The 23405-nt window shown below is 37.9% G+C and carries 16 protein-coding genes; 10 read left to right on the forward strand and 6 right to left on the reverse strand.

All coding sequences use genetic code 11. The annotated features are described in order from the left end of the window. Positions 1-478: 478 nt before the first annotated feature. Positions 479-2905 carry a TonB-dependent siderophore receptor gene (locus A7Q09_RS08460; protein ID WP_134391028.1) on the reverse strand — a complete coding sequence of 809 codons (2427 nt, stop codon included), beginning with the start codon at positions 2903-2905 and terminating at the stop codon, positions 479-481. A gap of 1666 nt (positions 2906-4571) precedes the next feature. Between A7Q09_RS08460 and A7Q09_RS08465 the strand changes: the two genes are divergently transcribed. Next, positions 4572-6563 (forward strand): sigma-54-dependent Fis family transcriptional regulator, encoded by a 1992-nt coding sequence (locus A7Q09_RS08465; RefSeq protein ID WP_134391043.1) that lies wholly within the window; start codon positions 4572-4574, stop codon positions 6561-6563. Positions 6564-6883: 320 nt separating this feature from the next. Here A7Q09_RS08465 and A7Q09_RS08470 read toward each other — a convergent pair whose 3' ends face one another. The 5 genes from A7Q09_RS08470 to A7Q09_RS08490 are packed head-to-tail and all read right to left on the reverse strand — an operon-like array spanning position 6884 to position 12268. Beyond that, positions 6884-8221 (reverse strand): (Fe-S)-binding protein, encoded by a 1338-nt coding sequence (locus A7Q09_RS08470; RefSeq protein WP_134391029.1) that lies wholly within the window; start codon positions 8219-8221, stop codon positions 6884-6886. Positions 8222-8228: 7 nt separating this feature from the next. Beyond that, positions 8229-9620, reverse strand: a complete 1392-nt coding sequence (locus A7Q09_RS08475; protein WP_134391030.1) for an FAD-binding oxidoreductase — start codon at positions 9618-9620, stop codon at positions 8229-8231. A 31-nt stretch (positions 9621-9651) separates the two neighbouring features. Beyond that, entirely contained in the window at positions 9652-11232 is a 1581-nt protein-coding gene (locus A7Q09_RS08480) for a GMC family oxidoreductase (RefSeq protein ID WP_134391031.1), read from the reverse strand. A gap of 38 nt (positions 11233-11270) precedes the next feature. Then, positions 11271-11846: a hypothetical protein gene (locus A7Q09_RS08485; protein WP_134391032.1), complete on the reverse strand. Its 576-nt coding sequence runs from the start codon at positions 11844-11846 to the stop codon at positions 11271-11273. A 32-nt stretch (positions 11847-11878) separates the two neighbouring features. Continuing rightward, positions 11879-12268: a VOC family protein gene (locus A7Q09_RS08490; protein WP_134391033.1), complete on the reverse strand. Its 390-nt coding sequence runs from the start codon at positions 12266-12268 to the stop codon at positions 11879-11881. 291 nt (positions 12269-12559) lie between these two features. On the opposite strand from A7Q09_RS08490, the gene A7Q09_RS08495 reads away from it, so the two are divergent. The 9 genes from A7Q09_RS08495 (at position 12560) to A7Q09_RS08535 (ending at position 23291) form a co-directional block, all read left to right on the forward strand. Further along, a complete protein-coding gene (locus A7Q09_RS08495; protein WP_134391034.1) occupies positions 12560-13423 on the forward strand; it encodes a methane monooxygenase/ammonia monooxygenase subunit C in 864 nt (287 codons plus the stop codon). A gap of 101 nt (positions 13424-13524) precedes the next feature. Then, positions 13525-14274 (forward strand): methane monooxygenase/ammonia monooxygenase subunit A, encoded by a 750-nt coding sequence (locus A7Q09_RS08500; protein WP_134391035.1) that lies wholly within the window; start codon positions 13525-13527, stop codon positions 14272-14274. A 45-nt stretch (positions 14275-14319) separates the two neighbouring features. Further along, positions 14320-15561, forward strand: coding sequence for a bacterial ammonia monooxygenase, subunit AmoB (amoB, locus tag A7Q09_RS08505; RefSeq protein WP_134391036.1), 1242 nt, complete (start codon positions 14320-14322; stop codon positions 15559-15561). Positions 15562-15755: 194 nt separating this feature from the next. Continuing rightward, positions 15756-16202 (forward strand): hypothetical protein, encoded by a 447-nt coding sequence (locus tag A7Q09_RS08510; protein ID WP_166791964.1) that lies wholly within the window; start codon positions 15756-15758, stop codon positions 16200-16202. 16 nt (positions 16203-16218) lie between these two features. Beyond that, complete coding sequence (gene ppsA, locus A7Q09_RS08515) at positions 16219-18660, forward strand: phosphoenolpyruvate synthase (protein ID WP_134391038.1); 2442 nt, start codon at positions 16219-16221, stop codon at positions 18658-18660. 54 nt (positions 18661-18714) lie between these two features. After that, positions 18715-19464 carry a hypothetical protein gene (locus A7Q09_RS08520; RefSeq protein ID WP_244228623.1) on the forward strand — a complete coding sequence of 250 codons (750 nt, stop codon included), beginning with the start codon at positions 18715-18717 and terminating at the stop codon, positions 19462-19464. Between the two features lie 318 nt (positions 19465-19782). Beyond that, complete coding sequence (wrbA, locus tag A7Q09_RS08525) at positions 19783-20394, forward strand: NAD(P)H:quinone oxidoreductase (protein ID WP_134391040.1); 612 nt, start codon at positions 19783-19785, stop codon at positions 20392-20394. An 8-nt stretch (positions 20395-20402) separates the two neighbouring features. Then, positions 20403-22247: a glycoside hydrolase family 15 protein gene (locus tag A7Q09_RS08530; protein WP_134391041.1), complete on the forward strand. Its 1845-nt coding sequence runs from the start codon at positions 20403-20405 to the stop codon at positions 22245-22247. Between the two features lie 246 nt (positions 22248-22493). Then, positions 22494-23291, forward strand: coding sequence for a class I SAM-dependent methyltransferase (locus A7Q09_RS08535; protein WP_134391042.1), 798 nt, complete (start codon positions 22494-22496; stop codon positions 23289-23291). The last annotated feature ends 114 nt before the right edge of the window (positions 23292-23405 follow it).

Genomic DNA, 23405 nt, shown 5'->3' on the forward strand with positions numbered 1-23405 from the left:
AGCTTACCCAAGTGGAGCGGGGACTTTAGGAAGTTAAAAGATGTCCTAGAGATGCCTCCGATCTATCCCCATGATCCGAGAGCTCGTCCAGGCCCATGGCTTTGTCGCCGCCTTGGCCTTCTTGCTTGACCGGCTATTGGAGAAAAAACTTAAGGCAGCCAAACTCCCCTTTTCCCCCGAAGAGGCCCTGACCACCCACGCACCGTCCAAAGACGCCCGAGGCAGACATCACTGGCACCAAACACCGCGGAGTCACGGCGGGAAACCAACATGGGCGGCCGGATCCTTTCCGCCCTCCGAGTTGGCTTCATGGAGCCTTGGAAACCCAAAAATAGCTCCCAAAACCCTCACATAGTGACACATTGAAAAAAAGCTCATTGATAATCAGCGCTTTACAAAAGTTTCACCAAACATGGGCTAATCTAAATACATACCAGAGTTAAGCTCCATTTATTAAAAGTCTTTGAGGTGTCTTGTCTTAAAATTTGTAAGAAATTGTTCCCTGAATCCAGAATGGCAGTCCAGGGACAATGGATGTATAATTCAGTTCTCTTGTTGGGGACATACCCACCCCTGCAGGAAGCCAATATTTTTGGTTGGTAAAATTAAAAACATTAAGTCGTGATTCCCACTTGGAGTGAGAATAAAAGATAGAATTGTTCAAAATAAACTGTAATGGAATCCGTGTTCGATAATCATAACCTAGATACTGATCAGAAAGAACTAGAGCTCCAATGGTTAGACCAAATCCAGAATCAAATTTATATGTCATCATCCCATTAAAAACTTGATCTGGCCATCCAATCAAAGCGTATTTACCTGGAGGGAATGTCCCATTGTTATTAAGTGGAAGTTGGTAGATCCTCGCAAAATCTGTGGAATAAGTTTGAGCCATTTCTGGCCCTTCAGGCAAACTACTCCAATTTTCTACGCCCTGCTCAAGAAGATAACTCATTCTTATCCAGAAATGTTTATTAGGCTGATAAGTCAAACTAGCTTCAATGCCTTGAAAAGAAGCTGGAGTAGAAGGGAAATCAATATTTCCTAAAAAAGTCTCTTCTGAAAATCCTGTCAAAGAAAAATAAAATCTGTCGTCTAGAAGATTAAACTTTATCCCACCTTCTATAAGTTGATTCAGCAAATGAAAAGTGGTGGCAGGAAAAATAGGAGAATATCCACCCCCACCTGAAGCATTGGTTGTGTATTGCCAGTTGTAATCAAAATAAAGACTTATCCAATGGGCCGGCCTATAAGTAATTGCAGCATTGACTAGAGGATTAAGCTGCGTGGTATTTAGCGATTGGAATAAAAAAGTAGGGGTTCCTGGTGGGGTTTGAGAATGAACAAAATAACTATCCATCCTTGCTCCTATAAAAAGAGTGACCTTACCCAACATATTCATTTGATGCTGATAAAAAGGGGAGAGTCTAAAAAATTGGGTTTGATTGGTTTCATCATTGAGGGGAATAAAAAAACCTCCAGCCGGTGATCCTGGAACAGGATAGAGGCCAAAGTTAGTGAAGTAATTAGATAAGAGGAAGTTATATAATTGTGGGTTTTCTATAATAGCATCCCAGCTATTTCCAAGATAGACTTCAGACTGATAATCAAGCGTGCGTTGGAAACGAAATTCTAAGCCTGAATCAATGAAATGTTTAAGGTGAAAAGTATTTTTGTTATTTTTAAGAATTGAATCGAAATTGATCCTTAATTCAGTTCTGTTGTCGATTTCATAATCTCCCTTAAAAACATTGGCTTCATAAGTTTCAAAACGGATAGCAGTTTGATCTTGGTACCAGAAAAAACTGTTATTTACTATGTCTATATTATCATTCAGGTGCAGTGTTTGAATTACTTGACTCATGGCAAAGGTAGCTTGACCAATGTCTGCTGGATACTTCACGGTAGATCTCCGACTTATTGGAAATTCTGAAATCAAATAGGAGTTTGCTGGAGGGTTATTTTCAGTTCCAGCAGTAACCTGAGAAGGTGGAACAAATCCCGTAAAATAAAGACCATTGTTAATTAGGGATTGAGTTGGCCTATTCAGCAACACTTCTATAGGAGTATAATCAGCCGTTCCAAAATCCGAATAACACTCAATCTGATACTTTTCTGTTGGTCTATAACCAATAGCGAAATAAAAGTTTTCCTGCTCGTTTCGGACATATTGATAGTAGAGTCTAGAGTCGATCCCCATGTAACTGGCTCTGTAAGCAAGTTTTCCTTTTTCGATTGGTCCTCCAATATCCGCTCCCCATATGTAGTTTTCATACATTCCGGTGGTATTCCAAAAGTTTCCTCTAAATTTATCAAAATAAGGTTGTTTTGTGGTATAATTTACATATCCATTGGATGGCTGTGTAGCTCCAAAAACCGCACCTGGAGGACCTTCAACAAGGTCAAAATTTTCTACCATGTTAAAATTCCATGGTGGATTGAAAAATCCATCATTGTTTACGTTTTGCTCTATGCCATTAATGAAGGTAAGGCCAGGTTTACCACGAATAATAGGTGAAGACATTTCATACAGTTCGGCGGCATCGAATTGAGCAGCTGGACTAATCATGGTAATACTTATAGGATCAGGCCAGCCTTGTGAGCCAATCCCTGCGGATTGCATAAGAGTTTGATTTATTGGAGTCACTGATCTTGGGATGTCCATTATATTAAAAGGAGTTCCATCAATTGAAGCAATGGATTGATCAGTTTGTAGGATAGTTTCCACTTTGAATGCTTCGACAGTAACTTCTGGAAGGCTTGATACGGGATAAGAATCTAAAGTTTCGGTTTCATTTTCAATAGGAGATGAAAATAAACCCTGAACTAATGAAACAAGCCCTAAGGATAGATAAGTAATAAAAATAAGAGGATGTTCTTTTAAAGAAATGAATGATTTTGGCATGAATCAAAAATAGGGATAAATGATTATTGTTTGCTAATCTTCAATTGCTTGATTTTTAATTCTTTTTTGCACTCTATTCATAAAGTGGTTTTATCAAATGCCTTCTAGGCAAATTCTATGTTGATAGATGATGCAAGGACAAAACCTCTGAATATACCGGTTGGCAAGTTTGCCTTATTATGAGCATTTAGTATATATAATCCTAGCTTGCTGACTATTGTGTGACTGCAAGTTGATCGTATTGGCCTGACTTAATGTTGCAAACAACAAGTGGATGATTTACGAAAAACCATCGGAGGTAATAAAGGCACGAAGGGCAGCTAAAGCAGCTTATCAATGATCCAAGAGTTTTTCTCTACTCTTACAAAAGGCTGCTATTGCTGTGATTAACACTTCAAGCAGTTCGTTTTGCAACACAATCCTCTCATATATATACATGGGTTTTTGCTTTGTGACCATGGAAGCGGACATGAATATCCTGTCCACTATGTTGTAGCCGTACCATCTAAGGACAATCCAGCCAAGATTGATTGGGCTGCTGGAAGTAGTGTACTTCAAGGCAAATCCGACAGAAGTTTTTGACCAAGCCAAAAAGATAGGAAGGAATAGTTAAGGATATGCGCCTACTTCGCCAGTATATCAAGCCAGTTCTGCGCCGAGGCAGTCTAGCACTACAACGTGGTGTGCCAAAGGCAAGTGAAGTCTTGGCTATGCTGAGATTTCTTATCCTCCCGCAGAAGCTTACGGGAATTCCTGCGCAAAACATTAAGTAAAAGATCAAATACTATACTTGCAATAAGATCCTGGGAAATTGAATCATCAATCCAAAAGAGAAGCTCTTCTGCAAAGTGTTCTATTGAATGCCCTGTCATGCTTTTTTCTTCTTATCGATTCTTGGGATAGTGAAACAACACTATGATCCATTTATAGTGTTAGGAATTTGCGAAATCGTGGGAAATAATTATGAACATTGATTAACTGGTTAGCTTCGATTTTGAATGAGTGGTAATTTTTCTAAGGGGTAGAGGAATGGAAATCTTGTCATCATAAAGTAAAAAACTTATTTTATGAATCTTTAAGTTGGCAAAGTAGGAGTTCTTACCACAAGTACAGAGAAATTATCAAGTTGGGGACACCTAATATGTTGATTGAGTCATTGGTTCAGAAGATTTTGAAAGGGCTTGCGTGTTGATAGCTTGGCTATGGAGTCGACGCTTGGAGAGAAGCTAAAGTGATCATTATATAGAGCACATGTCCTGGGAAACATGCTATGGAAGTAGAAAAAAAGCAAATTCCAGTTTTCTTGAAGGGGATTTCGAAAGTCCACTCTAGCACAGGTGTTTTGGCTCAATTGATTAAAATAGAGGATTTAAGACACTAATATTGCAGCTCCACGATGGCTGTGTGATTTGAATCGTATGTAGGAAGGACTTAACGTAGCAAACTGTTGAATGTTGAAAACCATAAGGCTGGGAAAAATTTATCTCCTACTTATGCTCGTTTTGTTCCCTTCCTACCTTTAGATGAAAAAAGATAAAGAAAATGAAAAAGAGGAACAATTTCTCGATTAGAGACTTATGAATGGCAGGAGAAATAAAATTTGACTGGATGTTATTAATTTATTTATTATTTTCATAAAAAACAAAAATTGTTTCATTTACAAAATATGACTGATATTGTTCGGGAATGGGAGGAATTTACTTTAGGAAATAAGCTGCTTCCAAAGGTAAGAAGTGATATTTTAAAAAGTTGGGAACGAAGTAAAAAATACAATATTGATAGAGAAAAACATTGTCCACTTCTCCTTTCTCCAAAAGAAGAAAATCTTAAATTAGATCTAGATTCTTTTTCTTTTCTTCAACCCCTTTTTCCCTTGCTTCGAATGCAGGCTATTGATTTTGATTGTCTCATAGCCATTACAAATTCTGAAGGGGTAGTTACTTTTGTCGATGGACCTGGAAGATTATTGGAAAAAGCAAACATCTGTAATTTGGTCATTGGAGCCAATTGGAGTGAAAAATATTGCGGCTGTTCTGCCATTGGGATTGCAATTGAAGAAAAGAAGCCTATTTCAGTTATTGGTCCAGAACATTATTGCGCTTCTCTTCACGATATTTGGTGTACCTCAGCAATTATTCATAAACCTGAATCCAAAGACCTATTCATGGCTTTAACCATGATAGGCGATCTTGCATACAAACCCATTCCTATCAGTGTAGTCATAACTAACAGTTCTCTTATAGAATCTAAACTTACAACGATTCTTTATACTGATAGAGTTTTTCTTTATAATAGATTTATAGAAAAAAATGGACTTTATAATACTTCTCCTTTTCTATTGATAGATTCCCTTGGAACAATTTTACATTGCTCAAAAGAAATTTTGTCAGAGTTTCAGCTTACAAAGTCCGATTGCGTGATCATAAGGAACAAACCGAAGATTTCATATGATCAGCTACAAATGTTTGAGTCTGATATTATTCTTGGAAAGACGGTTATTCCCGCTTTGATTGAACCTATTGGCCGTGAAAAAAGAATTATTGGTTATATAATAGAACTGTCTCATTGTTTTTCTTCGGCCTCTGTAAGTTCAACAAATATTTTGGCTTTTTCTTGCTTTTCTTCTAAACCTCAAAAAACTTCCTCTGAAATGCAGGTTTCAATTTCTTCAGATTTAATTATTGGTAAATCTTCTGCTTTTGTAGCGGCAATTGAAGAAGCCAAGATTGCTGCTCAAAATGATTTGCCAGTTCTTCTTTTAGGTGAAACCGGTACTGGAAAAGAAATATTTGCTAAGTTTATCCATCAAAATAGTAAAAGATCCAAAGAAACTTTTTTAGCGATGAATTGCGCGGCCATTCCAAAGGAATTGGTCGTAAGCGAACTTTTTGGATTTGAGGGTGGCACTTTTACTGGTTCTTCTAAAGAAGGGAGAAAGGGAAAATTTCTTTTGGCCAATTATGGGACAATTTTTCTAGATGAAATTGGAGAATTACCTCTTGAAATTCAAGGGACACTTCTTAGAGTTCTTGAAGAATATCAAATTTTACCTATAGGAGCTAAAAGTCCAATACCGGTTGATGTTAGGGTAATTGCTGCAACAAATAGGGATCTCCAATTGCAATGTATGAAAGGAACCTTTAGAAAAGATCTTTTCTATAGGTTGAACATTTTTCCAATTTATCTCCCGCCTTTAAGAGATAGAGGCAAGGATATAGAATTATTGTTTATTTATTTTGTTCAGCAAATTTCTGCAAAACTGAAATTTTCTCAATCCATTGATTGGGATAGTATTTTGCCTGTTCTCTACAAATATTCATGGCCTGGAAATGTAAGGGAGTTGAAAAATGTGGCTTTTAGACTCATTGCTAAAAATCTACAAAAGAAGGAAATTAAATCCGAAGACCTTCTATCCATTTTACACAATCCTTCTAATGAGACTGAACAAGGACAATTACATCATAAGCTGAATTCCAACGAGCTGGAACAATCCATAGATAGAGAATCTTTCCATTTTGAAAAAACTAAAAAGGAACTGTTTTTTTCTGCCTTAGAAAAAACTGGAGGGAATGCAAGTTTAGCTGCAAAACTATTAGGAGTGCATCGGAGTACACTTTATAGGAATCTAAAAAAGTTTTCTTCTCAAAATCTAAAGTAAGCGAAGAAAAAATAGATTTTTTTTCTCTTTAAACTTAGCTTAAGGCTCTTTATCCTCGAGTGAATAACCAGAGTTGTGTTAATAAATTTATAGAGCTCTTTAGGGGAAAGACAGCTTTGAAAGCAAGGCTTATATCCCGATTCGCTCGTTTTAGAGGTTATTAGAGGATATTGAATCCAATAAATTCAATTTAGGAAAGATCCTATTTGTTAAATTTCTTATTAACCTTTGATACCAAATAGTATTCTCAATAGTATTCTCTATTTAAAACTTCAATGAAGTATATAATCAGCTTTGTCCTTGATCAGAAATGAAGAAAGTCACTGAAGAAACGGTGAGGACCCTGTGTCTTTTAGCTTATACCCTTTAGCAAGAAGGGAGATAGGATGGATGGTTTGGATGTTTAAATGATGTTTTTTCAAACCCTTTTCTATAAAGAGCAGGCAGCCAGGATTGGCTGTACAAACTATCGAGGCCTTTGTTTTTTTTATTTTTTCTACTTTTTTATTCAAAAGCTTATGAGCCATTTCTGGTTGTAAGATGTTATAGATCCCCGCGCTACCGCAACAATGATCGGACTCCTCAAGTTCTATAAATTGAACATATGGCAGAGATTGGAGTATAGTTCTAGGCTCATTTTTAATCTTTTGCCCATGACATAGATGGCAGGCATCATGATAAGTAATTACTGTGTGAGATTGGTTGGTACTGGCGAATGCTTGAGGAGGGGAAAATCCTATCTTTATTAGCCATTCATGGATATCATAGACTTTTTTATCCCATGCTTCAGCCTTTTTTCTCCAGAAAGTTCCTGGTGGAAAGAGATCTGAGAAATGTTTGAGATGAGATCCACAACCGGCAGAATTCGTTATAATTGCATCCAATTCTTCTATGGGAAAAGCGGCTAGGAGTTTTTTAGCAAGCCGTTCTGCTGTTTCCATCTCTCCGTTGTGTGCATGGAGAGAACCGCAACACCCTTGCTCAGGAGGACATATAACTTCACATCCGTTATACAGAAGGACATCAGCGGTATCTCTGTTAATTTTAGAAAATACAAGATCTTGTATGCAACCAGTCAAAAGCCCTACTTTCCATCGAGTAGGAGTATTGATGGGGAGTTCTCTAGGAGGGATGAGTTCAAAAGAAAAGTGAGGAGCAATAGATGGAATCTGAGCAAGCATATCTTTTAGCTTGGCTGGAAGAAAAGGAAGGCTTTTAAAAAATCTATCCAGTCCCATTCTTTGATAAATTCGCAGCAGTCTGCCAAAGGTTCTTAATCTGCGGGATGAAAGAAAAAGATAGTTAATAAGGAAAGTCCTTGCGAGTAGCCGTAAAGGGTTATTTAAGATTTTCGACTTTTCAATGTCTTGTCTGGAAGCTTCAAATAATGTCTTGTAATCAACGCCAACTGGACAGGCTGTTTGGCAAGCCAGACAGCCGAGACAAAAATACAGCTCATGGGCAAAGGAAGCTGTCAGATCCATTCTTTTTTCGGCAATGGCTCTCATGAGGGCAATCCTACCCCTAGGACTGTTGCGTTCTATTTTAGTTTCTTGGTAGGTAGGGCAGCTTGGAAGACACATTCCACAATGAATGCATTTTTGAATGATCGTAGAGTCTAGGGATAGAAGAGAGTGTTTGGCACTTAGTTTATTCATGAGATGATTAATCAAATATTTTTCCAGGATTTAATAGATTATCTGGATCAAGAATCTTTTTGATGTTTTTAAGCAATTGAAATTCTTCGCTTTTATATTGATAAGCTAGAAATTCTTTTTTAGCTAGTCCAACCCCATGTTCTCCTGTAACTGTTCCTCCAAGTTTTATGGCATAAAGGAAAATTTCTTTCATTGCCCTAAAGACTTTCTCCATTAAATCCTTATTTTTTTCATCCCCTAAAAAAACTGGGTGCAGGTTTCCATCTCCCATATGGGCATAAACCGCAATTTCGACTGCATATGTTTTTGAGATTTGTTGAATTTTATGGATCATTTGAGCAAGCGAACTTCTTGGAACAGTAACATCTTCTAAAAGCACCGTAGGTGCTTTTCTTGCAAGAGCTGAGAAAGCAACTTTTCTTGCACTCCACAATTGCTCTTGTTGCTTAGGATTCTCAGCGATTTTAATTTCCAATGGACCATATTGTTTAAGGACTTGACTAATCCGGATGATTTCATCCTGGACCGCTTGAGGGTGGCCATCCGATTCAATGAGCAATACGGCCTGGCTTTCTTTGGGAAAACCTGCTGGTGAATAGGCTTCGATACACTCAATTGTCTTTTGATCAAGAAACTCTAGAGCACTAGGGATTAAGGCTGCTTTTATGATTGCTGATGTAGCTTCAGATGCTGCTTCAAGGGTAGGGAAAGAAGCTAGTATAACCTGCCTTTCTTGTGGCTTTGGAATAAGTCGAAGCAATACTTTAGTAACAATGCCAAGCGTTCCTTCCGAGCCTATAAAAAGATCCTTTAGTGAATAGCCTGCGGAGTCTTTTACACATTTGTTCCCTAACCATACCACCTGGCCATTTGGTAATACCACCTCCATTCCTAAGACGTAATTTCTTGTTACGCCATATTTTAATCCTCGAATCCCTCCAGAATTATGTCCTACATTGCCACCAATGGTAGAAATTTTATAGGAGCCAGGATCGGGCGGGTAAAAAAGAGAAAACTTAGCAGCTTCTTCTTGTACAGCTTGGGTGGTAATTCCAGGTTCGACCAAAAGGGTCAAGTTATCAGGATCTGTTTCTAAAATTTTATTCCATTTGGTCATAGAAAGAACTATGGAATTTTTTTGAGGCACAGCGGCACCACTTAAGCTTGTTCCAGATCCTCGCGGAAGGATGCAAGCGTGGTTTGATTTAGCCCATTGCAGAACCCAGAGAATATCTTCAATAGAAGAGGGGAATAAGACAGCAAGGGGAGCATGATAAAAAGTAGCTGTAGCATCGAAGCTATAAGGGATAAGATCTTCTTTGGAAATTAAAAGGGAGCTTTCAGGAAAATGATCGATCAAGCTCCGGAGAGCTTCGTTGGGAAAGCTTAGACTAGCCATAAATCACAATAAAAAGCTCATCGAGCGGTTCTTAAAGCCTCAATGCTTTCATTTCCCTTATAATGTATTCGGCTTGTCGAATGGCCAATGCGGATATAGTCAAGGTGGGGTTTTCACAAGCTCCTGTAGGAAATAAACTTCCGTCAGCTATGAAAAGATTTTTTACTTCATGGCATTGACCATAAGAATTTGTCACGGAGGTCTCAGGATTATTTCCCATACGGCAGGTTCCTAAGTTATGAGTTGCTGGATAAGGGGGAGTATCGTAGACTTCTATTGCACCTGCAGCCTCATAAATTTCTCTTGCCCTTTTCCAAGCATATTCGCGCATCCGTTTATCATTTGGATGATCATTAAATGTAATAACAGGAATAGGCATACCGAACCGATCTTTTTTTTCTTTGTGTAAACTAACTCCGTTGGCCAGTTGAGGAAGATCTTCTCCCACAATCCACATGCCAGCAATATGGGTGTAGTTCTCCATCAAGTTTTTAAGTGGCTCGCCCCATAAGGCTCTTGCTTGAGAAGTAGAGGTATTGGGGCCAGGCCTAAGAAAAATCGATAAAAAGGCCGGTCCGAGCATAATTGTTTCTAAATGAAATCCACCCACAAAGCCTCTCTTTGGCTCATTTTTGGCAAAATTATCTATAAGTCCCATCATGGTTATCCCCTTATAGGCGTGTACGGGCTTTGGAAATAGGGCATAAGAAGAGGCAGTTAAGTGGCGCATATAATTTTTCCCAACCATTCCACTGCCATTAGCTAATCCATGAGGAAATTTAGAAGATTCTGAATTTAATAATAGCCTGGCTGTTTCAATACTATTGCAGGCAACACAGATCACTTTTGCTTTGAGTTGATGAAGCTTTCCTTGACTGTCAGCATAAATGACGCTGCTTGCTTTTTTCCTAGAATCTGTTTCAATACGAATCGCTTGGCATTGTGGCCGCAAATCTAAATTACCTGTTTGCTCTGCTTTGGGAATGGCTTCATAGAGAACATTCCACTTTGCTTTAATCGTACATCCTTGAAAACAGAAACCGCATTGATCACAGGGAGGCCGTCCATCAAAAGGAATACTATTAATAGCCATAAAACCTGGTGTTGCCTGAAACCCAAGTTTTTCAGCTCCTCTTTTCATGACCAGAAAATTGGTATTTCCTGGTTGAAAAGGCATGACTCGTCCAGATACACCAAGAGCCTTTTCAGCTTTTTCATAGTAGGGTAAGAGATCTTCGTAGCTGATTGGCCAGTCAGTTAGATTGGCTTTTGGAATTTCTCCATAAAGAGACTTTACTTTAAATTCCCATGGTTGAATGCGTAATGCCGCTCCTGCCCAGTGAAGAGTCGTTCCTCCAACTGTTTTACACGTCCAAGCTGCAAGACCTGTGATATCTTCTCCTTGCGTTTCCCTTGGATCAAGCCATGCTGTCTTTAAGAACATGGCCCATTCATCGTTCTCAAAATCCTTTTCAGGAACGAGCCGTGGGCCTGCCTCTAGAGCTGTTACTTTAACTCCTTGAAGACAAAGCTCCCGGATTAGATTTCCTCCCCCGGCTCCTGTTCCTATGACGCATACATCAACCGTTTCGTTAGAAAATGTTGTGGCCATAATTGTATCTTATTTTTAAATTTTTAAGAGCTTTAATGCTACCAATCGAGTTGATCAAATCCTTTGTTGACATAACCTCCAAGATACTTCCCATTCTCATTCATTGAGGGGCCAGGATAACCAATAGCTGTCCATACCCCTTTATCGTTATAAAAGGTAGAAAGAATCTGATTGAGAAGGTCCTGAAATATCTTTTGGTCTTCTGTTCTTTTGACAATGTTAATTCCTTCAGGCAATGAAAGCAGATAGAAGTCTTTTTTGGATAATTCTTGAGCGTATTTTTGCAGCAAATTCAAGTAGGCTTCTAGTTTGTGTTTTTTATTAGAATCTGTGTTGGTAGACCACTTTTCAAGGAGGTTATTATACGAGATGTTCCTTGCCTTTTCAAAGACCTCTCCCTGATGAGGAACAACGATTGCTATAAACTTCTGGAGGTTTTTTTGTTGAAGATTACTAAGAAAGTTATTTTGAACATTATTTTCGATCAGCTGGGAGGTTCCAAAAAAAGAAGGGTTTACGGAACAACAACTTGAACTAAGTAATTGTTGTTTTTTTTCTACGAAAAAGATAGCACCAATAAAATAAAAGAAGAATTTTCTTCTAGATATTTTCATAACTGAAGCTTTGTATCTATCCAATCAAAAGTTCATTCCTTTTTCTTTTCTTCTTGTATGAGTTCAATTTCATAGCCATCAGGGGCATCAATGAATGTAAAATACTGTCCGTTTTCAGCTTTTTGAATTTCATCAGTAAATGGCCATCCCATTTTGTTGCATTTGATGCGAGCTTCTTCAAGATCATTTACAGAAAAAGCCAGATGAGTTAAGTCTGGAGGTACGATGACTTGTCCACTATCAGGATACTCACAGAGTTCAAGCAGTGTTCCATTTTCTGGAGCTTGTAAAAAAACCAATTTAGAGCCTCTTGGAGAAGTAATCCTTCCGACTTCTTTAAGGCCAAGAAAATTGACAAAATAATGGAGTGCTTTTTCCAAATTCGAGACACGATATCTGACATGTAAAAAACGATGAACCATTAATCCTCCTTCTTTTTAATCTGATTTTGAGCAAAAAATGTGCCATCTGAAAAATACAGGAAGAAATGACAAAATCTGTGGTAATGCAATGCTGCAGATGATGCATTTAGCTATGAGAAATGTAGCAATATGCGACACTAACAGAAAAAATTCGAGCTTTATTTTCCAAAGGAATGTAGGTACTAATCCTCAAGAAAAAAAATTGGTAAAATTGGCATACCTTATGCTCAGAAAATTATGTCTATGCGTATACCTACGCAAAAAAAGAAAAACAAAAAAGGAGGATAGTATATGGCTAATGAAAGAGTAGCAACAGTTGGAGCAGTGGATGTATCAGCCGTTGCTGAACTGGTGCCTAAAAAGGAATATTTTAATAACTGGAGATTCTATCTTTATTGCATATTGATATCGCTCTCCTATGGTGCTTGCATGCTTTATCAGAGAGCATTTGCAATATCGAAAGGAATTGATTATACCTCACAGGACTTCCAAACTTATTGGATGACTCTTTTCTGGGGTATAACAATAATGAATGTTATAATTTGGGGACTGACATGGGGTTGGATCTGGTTTGTCTATAGGGATCGTCATTTGGAACAGCTAAGTCCCGGGGAGGAATTGAAACGCTGGTATTCTAACTGGTTATTAACCCTTGGAGTGTATGCTTGGTGTTTGGTCTGGGCGGTCTTTTTTGTGGAACAGGATGGAGTGTGGCATTCATCCATGATTAGGGACACAGAGTTTACTCCTAGCCATATTTTCAATTTTTATCTTAGTTGGCCAATTTTTATTAACTTTGGGGTAGCTGGATTGATGTTAACCAGAACAAGGCTTCCTGTAATGGGTAAAAAATGGCTGCTGCCATTAGTTATGGAAGTAGCATGGCCGATAATGTTTATTCCATTAATTGGAGAAAACGAATGGGGACATAGTGCCTGGATTTTAGAAGAATGGTTTGCAGCTCCTTTGCACTGGACATTTGTGCCTTTTGCTTGGGCTGCCGTTTGGTTCTTAGGCAATGGATTTGACATGTTTCCAAGGATAGCTGCAGTTCTAAAAGCCACCTATTTTGGTGAAAAATGCATGTCTGCTGCTGAGGCAATGGAAAATCCTGAGGAAGCCACCAATCCAGTGCATACACTACCTGGAATGTAATTTTATAAAACATTAATTTCCTGGTCACCAACTAAAAATAGGAAGGGAGAGTATAACAAGGGAGAGTCACTCTCCCTTCCGCAATACAAAAAAGGAGAAAAATGCAAACACAGACGATAAAGACTTCCCCAGAACTTCAAAAAGAAGGTTTAGAAGTTGGGAAAAGAATTCAATTTGTAGCATGGGTTATCATAGGAATGACTGTGACAGTCGGAACATTCGCCTCTCAGTCATTACTAGAAGGAGACTGGAGCTTCTGGATAGATTGGAAAGATCGACGTTATTTTCCAATTTTAGGAGTCATATCCTATATGTTGATGTTAGTCAGCGTTCAAGCAGCTTGTTGGATTAAAGCTAGACTTCCCGTGGGAATGACTCTATGTGCGGTAGGAATCAACCTCTGGCAATGGTTTGAAAGATATGTCAATTGGTGGGGATGGTTCAGTTATCCAATGAATGAATTGTTTCCAGAGACTGTTATTCCATGTGCCATTGCTGCGGATTGTGTCCTACTTTTATCTAGAAAACTTCTCTTAACTTATCTTTTTGGTGCCTATGCTTTTGCTTTAACCTTTTATCCAGCTAATTGGGTGATGATTGCTCCGTTTCACCAACCCGTAGAAGCCTTAGGCCAAACCTTAAGTATAGCCGATTATATCGGATTTTCCTATGTCCGCTCTGCCATTCCTGAGTATCTAAGAATGATTGAAAGTGGTACACTTCGGACCTTTGAAGGAGGCGCCTTAGGCCCAGCCATATTTTTCAGCGGTGTTGTTGGTATTTTTATATATGCAATTTTTTGGTGGATTGGAGATCAGTGCACCAGAAACCGTTGGGTAAAGAAAATATAAATATCAGAATATTCAAGAACAAACGCTAAAGGGGAAAAAAGTGCCATGAAAATAAAAAATCACTACCTTAACATCCTAATATTAACAAGTACTGTTATAATTGCAATTATTGTTTCCTCTCATCTTTATGCCTCTGGAATAGGGGAACGGGCTCAGGAAGCAATTTTGAGGATGCGAACTGCCCAATTTTATGATGTTCGCTTCTCTTCGAATCATCTGAAAGTCGGGGAAGATCTCGTAGTAACTGGAAAAGTCATGATTCTGCCTATATGGCCGCATGAACTTGGTTTTTCTGGTATTGGCTATATCAATTTCTTTGAACCTGGTCCCAGGCTTATACGCAAGGAAACGGTTGTAAATGGCCAACCAGTGTTCTCCAGCATGATTATAAAGCTTGGAGACACCTATGACTTTAAAGAAGTCTTAACCGCCCGCAGGCCTGGAACTTGGCCAGTGGGTGTTACAATGAATATGAAAGATATTGGACCCATCGTAGGACCTTCTATTAAAGTCACGATTGATCCTTCCTCTTCTCCATTTACAAATACGATCCAAACCTTGACTGGACAAACCATTAATCTTGAAAACTATGGATTAAGTCGGGCCATGGGATGGTCCTTCCTTTGGGTAGTATTAGGAATAGGATGGCTTTATTATTGGCTTATTCTTAAGCCAACAGCTCCAAGACTAGGGCTTGCCTTCTTGGAAAAAGAGGACGAATTGGTTACCAAGCAAGATCAAAGGTTTGGATTTTTATTCTTGGCTATTGTTCTTGTACTAGTATTTGGCGGGGCTTTTATTACCTCCAAACAGTTTCCCATTGTTGTACCCCTGCAAAAAACCTTTGTTAGGATTGATCCTTTGCCCAAGGAACCAACATTTGTTGAGGCAAAAGTCAGTAAAGCTACTTATTATGTGCAGCAACGAAGCCTCGATTTTGATTTAATTGTAACCAATAAAGGAAATGAAAAAGTTTATTTGCGACGGTTTCAAACAGCAAATGTTGCCTTTTTGAATCCGGCTGCTCCCGACAATCAATGGCCAGCCGATTCGCCAGAAGTCAATGGCGGAGAATTGCAAATTACACCCAATGAACCCATTCTGCCTGGAGAGACAAAACAATTACACGTTAAAGCACAAGGAGCGGCTTGGGAAGTAGAAAGACTATCAACGATTTATAAAGAATCCGCCAGTAGGTTTGGTGGGCTCATCTTTTTCGGAGATGCAGCAGGGAATAGAAACATTATCGCAATAGCAGATCAGTTTGTCGTTCCAGTATTTCAATAATACATATTTCAATGAAACATAATTATATATATAGATGCATATCTGTAATAATAATTATGTATGTTGTCATATGTAAATGTGCTATATCGAAATGTGAACCATATGATAAGTGTGGATTTGTGGTCAATAATTACTTTGCTGCTCATTTTACAATATATCCAGAGTATCCTCTACCATATAACCGAGGATGTTTTATGAATGCTTATTGCAACAAAATACCACATAGTGGTATGGTTTCGCTAGTATACGATATAGTAGGAATTGGTAATATTTTAAATGATCATAAGATAAACATATATATTACATATAAAAATGAACCTGAAAAACATCTTTATTCATGGTCAGAAGTTCCTGTAAACGGGGTAATATTGAAACGTGTTTATCTTAATCCTGGATCATATATATCTAAAATAAATATATTTTGTGATCAAGGAATAGTAACTAAACTTAATCAATTCGGTATTTTCATCGAGGATAAAAATGTTAATTTTGTATTTCCATTTATTGTAGATAGTGGAAATTTGTTGTCATGGATTAAATATAAAATTATGATAATTCCAATATTTACCATCCTAATATGTATTATTATTGGAATAATATTCCGAGTGGTGCAAAAAAATAACAGCTATGTGAGAAATTGAGGCAATGGGGTATAAAATGAATTATAAAGCAATATATAATAGTATAGATTATATTTTATGGTATAATCAAATAACATTAGAAAATATTGCAGAAGTAGGGGGTAAAAATGCTTCTCTTGGAGAGATGATGAAAGAATTATCACCATTTGGAATAAAGATACCAAATGGTTTTGCTATAACATCATGGGCTTATGAACAGTTCATAAGCTTTAATAATATTAGAGATGTCATTGATCAAAAATTAAAAGATATAAATTATTCTGATATAAATACTGTTAAAGAAGCTAGTAAATATATTAGAAATATTATTATTAATTCTAAATTTCCTTATAAATATAAAAAGACTATAATTAGTGCCTATAAATTTTTATCTAAGGATTCGGGTATCGAAGATGTCGATGTGGCTGTCAGATCCAGTGCGAATGTAGAAGATCTACCGCTAGCTAGTTTTGCTGGGCAACAAAACACTTACCTTAATATTAAAGGTAATGCAAGTCTTCTAAATGCCATAAAACTCTGCTACGCATCGCTCTATACGGAACGAGCCATAATGTATAGAAAAGAGATGGGATATGAACACATTAATGTATCCATGTCCGTTGGAGTTCAAAGAATGGTTCGTTCTGATCTTGCCTGTTCTGGTGTCATGTTTACTCTTGATCCAGAATCGGGCTTTAAAAAAGTCGTACTAATTAATGCTTCATATGGATTAGGTGAAAATATTGTCCAAGGCGTAGTCAACCCTGATGAATACTGTGTCTTTAAATCCACCTTAATGAAAGGTTATAAGCCTATTATTCAGAAAAAATTGGGGAGTAAAGATATCAAATTGGTCTATGACATCGATGGCGAAAGATTAATGAAAGGTGTTTATGTTAAAAATGTACCTGTTCCAATAGAAGATAGAAACAAGTATGTATTATCAGACTCTGAAATATTAACTCTTAGTAGATGGGCATGTATTATAGAAGAACATTATACTCGCAAGAATGAACGTAGCACGCCCATGGATATTGAATGGGCTAAAGATGGTATAAGTGGAGAACTTTTTATCCTTCAAGCAAGACCTGAAACAATCCATCGAGGACAAAATAAAAAATCCATTCAGATCTATCAATTAAAAACCAAAGGCAAGGTTCTTGTCGAAGGGAAAGCGGTTGGGGAAAAAATAGCGCAAGGGAAAGTTCGAATCATCCAAGACCTCCAACAAATGGATCAATTTCAACCAGGGGAGGTGCTGGTCATTGAAAAAACGGATCCTGATTGGGAACCAATAATAAAGAAAGCGGCAGCAATTGTAACAGATAGGGGAGGCAGAACCTGTCATGCAGCTATTGTTAGTAGGGAACTAGGTGTGCCTGCAGTCGTTGGAACCGAAATTGCCACCAAGGTGCTTCAAAACGGAACGTTTGTAACAGTTAGCTGCGCAGAAGGGGAAATTGGGAAAGTCTACGAAGGCAATCTTCCATATACGATTGAAAAGATCAATCTCATGGAAATCCCTCGTCCAAGAACAAAGATTATGATGAATGTGGGTAACCCACATAAAGCCTTTGATTTTTCTTTCCTTCCCAATGATGGAGTGGGTCTAGCTCGCCAAGAATTTATTCTTACAAATTACGTCAAGGTTCATCCCATGGCCTTAGTGCACTTTGATCGGCTCAAGGAAGGGCCTGAAAAAATGAAAATTCGGCAACTAACAGAAAATTATCCACAGAAAACTGACTACTTTGTTGATAAACTGGCTGAAGGCATCGGTTTAATCGCTGCGGCTTTTTTCCCAAAGGATGTCATTGTTAGGCTTAGTGATTTCAAATCCAATGAATATTCCAATTTATTAGGTGGCACTGACTTTGAACCCATTGAAAGAAATCCTATGCTTGGTTTTCGAGGAGCTTCTCGCTATTACCACCCTCGCTATCAACAAGGATTTGCTTTGGAATGTCTGGCTCTTAAGAAGGCCTGGGAAACCTTTGGACTTTTGAATATTAAGATAATGATTCCAATGGTTAGAACTGTAGCAGAAGGAAAAAGAGTCATAGATGAGTTAGAAAAAAATGAGCTGCGAAGAGGCGAAAACGGCTTGGAGATATTCATGATGTGTGAAATACCAAGCAATGTCATTTTAGCTGAAGAATTCTGTGAAATATTTGATGGCTTTTCGATTGGTTCCAATGATCTGACTCAGTTGGTTCTTGGTGTTGATAGAGATTCTGAAATTATTTCTTCCCTTTATGACGAACGGAATGAGGCGGTTAAAAGATTAATTGCTTCCATGATTCAAATAGCAAAAAAGAACAAAAGAAAAATTGGGATATGTGGGGAAGCACCAAGTAATTATAAGGATTTTTTAGAATTTCTTATAAAAGAAGGTATAGATAGTATATCTGTTAATCCTAATTCTATATATTCTACTCTCTTAAAAGCTTCAGAACTAGAAAATAATATAAACAAATAACTAAAAAATTGGAGGTATATGAATGCTATAATGATATTATATAAACATATGTATATGAAATTGTTATATATTATATTATTTGTATGTATTATAATATTAAATAATGCAACCCTTCGTGCTAATACAACTGATAGCCTATCAGAAGATCAGAGCGAAGGAGATCAGTCAAAAACCTATTTAGAGCATAGGAAGCAACTCTTAGAAAATAATGAAATAAGCAAGCCAAAACCTTATCATCTCTTCGTTCTTGGTGGTTTTGGACCTGCTTTTCCCTATTCTGGTTCTTCAACTCTAAATGGGATGACAACGGATTTTGCAAAAAACTACTCCTATGTTCCAGCAGTTGAAGTTGGAGTGCTGTGGTATGATCCTTCTCGGTGGAAACATTTAACATTCGGTATTGCTTTTGTCGGTGCTTTTTTAGGCAATCAGAGCTTGTCATATGTCCAAGGATTACAAAAAATGGATAACAATTCTGCAATTGGAGGCTTCTTAGGCCTATCTGCCATTGTGGGATATGTCACTGGAAAATTTGTTCCTTACATCGGTGTGGCAGGAGGTGGCGTGGTCTTGAGTTTAGAAAGCAGTAATGCCTATTTGGGCTCTGTGTGGGGGAGTTGGTATTCTCCAGTATTAGGATTTAATTATTTAATAGACAAGCATTGGTTTACTGGTGCTACATTATTTTGGCTCTTTGATCAGAATCTCAATGGATATCATAATTCTAAGGCTGGTATTAATTCTTTTAACCTGAATCAAGTGTATGAACCCCTACTTACAGCCAATATAGGCTTTATGTTCTAAAACAATGGATGGTTTCTGGATGAATACTATAAAAAAATACCTTCTTTGCTGCCTGTTAAGAAAAAAGAAAAAGTATAGAGTAATGGAAGACTAAAGAGAAATTCTGACCGCCTCGTTAGGATACTTTTCTATTTTTTTCCTTCTTAAAAAGGAAACAAAACTTTTGAAATACGATAAGAAAAATTTTTCTTATCGTATTTCTTTTTTTCTGCTCTCTCCTTTTTGCTTGTAAAACCTATGCAATAAGCATATGGATTGAGGTGGTATAGTCTTTTGATAGTTTCTGAGGCGAGCTTCAGAAAGGGTAAAGTATCCGTTATGAAAATCTACGTCGTCTTTTATTCGATGTATGGTCATATTTATAAAATGGCCGAAGCGGTAGCTCAAGGAGCAAGATCGGTGGCTGGAGCTCATGTAGAATTGCGACGTGTCCCTGAAACCCTACCAGAAGCCGTGCTACATAAAATGGGTGCTATTGAACCTCAAAAAGCCTTTGCGCACATCCCTATATGTTCTATCGAGGAGCTTGGTGAAGCCGATGCTATCATTTTTGGAACTCCTACAAGATTTGGTAATATGTGCGGTCAGATGAGGCAATTTTTGGATGCAGCTGGAAAACTTTGGTTATCAGGTAAGCTTATCGGAAAAGTTGGTAGCGTCTTTTGTAGTTCTAATACTCAACATGGTGGCCAAGAGACAACATTGTTAACCTTCATGGTTACTTTGCTGCATTTGGGAATGGTTATTGTAGGACTGCCTTATTCTTTTACTGGACAAATGGCAGTTGATGAAATTGCTGGTTGTTCTCCTTATGGAGCTTCAACTATAGCTGGAGGTGCTGGAGAAAGAATGCCTAGCGAAATTGAATTGGCTGGAGCTAAATTCCAAGGAAAACATGTTGCTTCAATTGCTGCAAAACTGGTTAAATAATACTTCGTATGGCTTATCAGCCAATTGAAAATCACGCCATCATTGGAGATATGCACACTGTGGCCTTAGTAGCCATTGACGGGTCTATTGATTGGTTGTGTATTCCTTATTTTGATTCTCCAAGCGTCTTTGGGGCCTTGTTAGATGACAAAAAAGGAGGATTTTTTAAAATAGCTCCTTCGGAACATCCTGTCAGCTATAAACAGTTTTATTGGCCTGGGACCAATGTCCTTGTTACAAGATATCTTTCTACACAGGGAGCCGCTGAACTGATGGACTTTATGCCTGTTGACTCTACAGAAAATGCAGGATCGTATAGATTCCGGCTGATTCGTCGTCTGACAGTAGTAAGAGGCACAATAAGCTTTAGTTTTGAATGTCGCCCTGCCTTCAACTATGCCCAAGATCAGCATGAAACTGAACTCACCACCATTGGGGCGGTTTTTTCAACAGAAAAACTAAGACTTTTATTGACGACAGACATACCGCTAGAAATCTGCAAAAATGGAGTGGTTTCGAACTTTACTCTCAGAGAGGGACAGATCACAGACTTTGCTTTGGTCCAACTCTTGCCTGGCTCTGAATGGGGGATGCATATATCGAGTAGGGAAGCAGAAAATCTTTTTAGGCAAACCGTTTGTTATTGGAGAAATTGGATTGCTCGTTGCAAATATTCAGGAAGATGGCGGGAGATGGTATATCGCTCAGCCTTAACTTTAAAACTACTTACTTTTAAGCCAACAGGAGCCATCATAGCAGCACCAACGACTAGTCTTCCTGAAGAAATTGGTGGCATCCGGAATTGGGATTACCGGTTTAGTTGGATTCGTGATTCTGCCTTCACCATTTATGCATTCATGCGACTTGGCTTCACTGAAGAAGCTCAAAATTACATGGAATTTCTTTCAAAGGTTTATAGAGGTTTTTCAAGAAAAAATCCGCCCTTACAAATTATGTATGGAATAGATGGTAGGCATGAATTAAAGGAAATGGAGCTTAACCATCTGGATGGATATAAAGGTTCAAGACCTGTCCGAGTGGGTAATGGTGCCTATCAGCAATTACAACTAGATATTTATGGAGAGTTGTTAGATGCCGTTTATCTCTGTAACAAGTATGGAGCTCCAATTTCCTTTGAGGAATGGCTTGAAGTCAAACATCTTATTGAATGGGTTTGTGAAAACTGGCAATTAGAAGATGAAGGGATCTGGGAGGTGAGAGGAAAAAAACGGCATTTTATCTATTCAAAATTGATGTGCTGGGTGGCCTTGGATCGTGGCTTGCGATTAGCAGAGAAAAGATCCTTTCCTGCCGATACTTCTAGATGGAGAAAGATTCGTAATGAGATCTATACGTTTATTATGGAAAAGGGATGGAATGCGAAAAAAAAGGCATTTGTCCAATCCTCCGGCAGTGAGGCACTCGATGCCTCCATTCTGATGATGCCTTTGGTGTTTTTTATTTCGCCCGTAGATCCGATGATGTTGAGCACCTTGCAAGCTATCATGCGATCCTCCCATGAGGGTGGGCTTTTAGCAAATAACTTGGTGTATCGATACAATTTAAGAAAAACAGACGATGGGTTAGAAGGAAAAGAAGGGACTTTTAATATCTGTACGTTTTGGCTTGTGGAAGCGTTGGCTAGGGCCGGTCAATATCGGCCTCAGTTATTGGAGGAAGCTCATCTGCTATTTGAAAGGATGCTTGGTTTTGCAAATCATGTAGGCTTGTATGCCGAAGAAATAGGGTTTAGCGGAGAGGCATTAGGCAACTTTCCTCAAGCGTTGACCCATCTTTCATTAATTAGTGCAGCCTATAATTTAAATAAGGTTCTTGATGCAAAAGAAAAATAAGAAGAAGAATCATCCTCCGGGGCCTTAAAGCTTGATTGTAGTCTCTCCGTTTTTCTAAGACATTGGTGAGAATGAAGGCAGGGAGAAATGCATTAACCACTAGAAAAAAATCTTTTACATAGAAAATAAAGAAAAAGAAACGAAGAAAAGCTTTTTTCAATCTGCTAACTAAATGAATGGAAGGAAAATTATTCGAAACTTTCTATCGTTTTATTCTTTTGTAGGGGTATCAGTATTTTTGTATTTATGCAGCTTCGTTTTGATTTAGATTCTATTGAACTTGCCAAGAACTACGAAAAATTTAGCGATTCACAATTCTTCCACGGCAAGGTCCTCATTAATATGCTTAAAATAAAGCCATCAGACTTTGTACTAGATATTGGGTGTGGCACAGGAAGACTGACGCAATATATTTCAGAATTACTGAGAGGTGGGAAAATCATTGGAATTGATCCATTGCCCTATAGGATCAAAATTGCAAAGGAAAAGGAAACAAAAAATCTTTCTTTTGAAGTGGGAGGAACTTTGGATTTGCATCGGTTTCAAGAAAATTCTTTTGATTGTATCCTTCTGAATAGTGTTTTTCATTGGATAGAGAACAAAGCAGAGGCTTTAGAACAGATAAAAAGAATTTTAAAGCCTGGGGGAAGAGTTGGAATATCAACGGGCGATAAAAATTACAAAACTACGATTCGAGAACTAGTCGAGCAATCCTTAAAAAAATACGTTAAAAATGCTTTTGAATTTTCATTTTCACCTTTCCTATTGAGTTCTGAAGAAATTAAATCGTTAATCAATAAAAGTGGGCTTCACATCGAACAGTTCCGCCTTTTTGAATATTCAACCTTTTCACATAGCCCTGAAGCACTGATTACTTTTCTGGAATCAAGTAGTTTTGGAAATTTCCTTGCTCAAATTCCTTTGGAACATAAGTCCCAAATTCTTGCGGATATTAAAAGAGATCTTGAAAAATTAAGAACCCCAAAAGGCATTGAAAGAAAACATCTCTGTATATTGGTTGTGGCTACAAAATCAGAGAGATAAAAAAGAACATGAACAATAATAAAAACAGGTTTTTTTTTTTTTTTCTTCACCTTGTTAATCTCCTAGCCCATGTTTGGTGAAAATCGCCTGATTTTGGGGGTGCTCCAGAGGAGG

The organism is Methylacidiphilum sp. Yel, from assembly GCF_004421185.1.
Taxonomy (GTDB): Bacteria; Verrucomicrobiota; Verrucomicrobiia; order Methylacidiphilales; family Methylacidiphilaceae; genus Methylacidiphilum.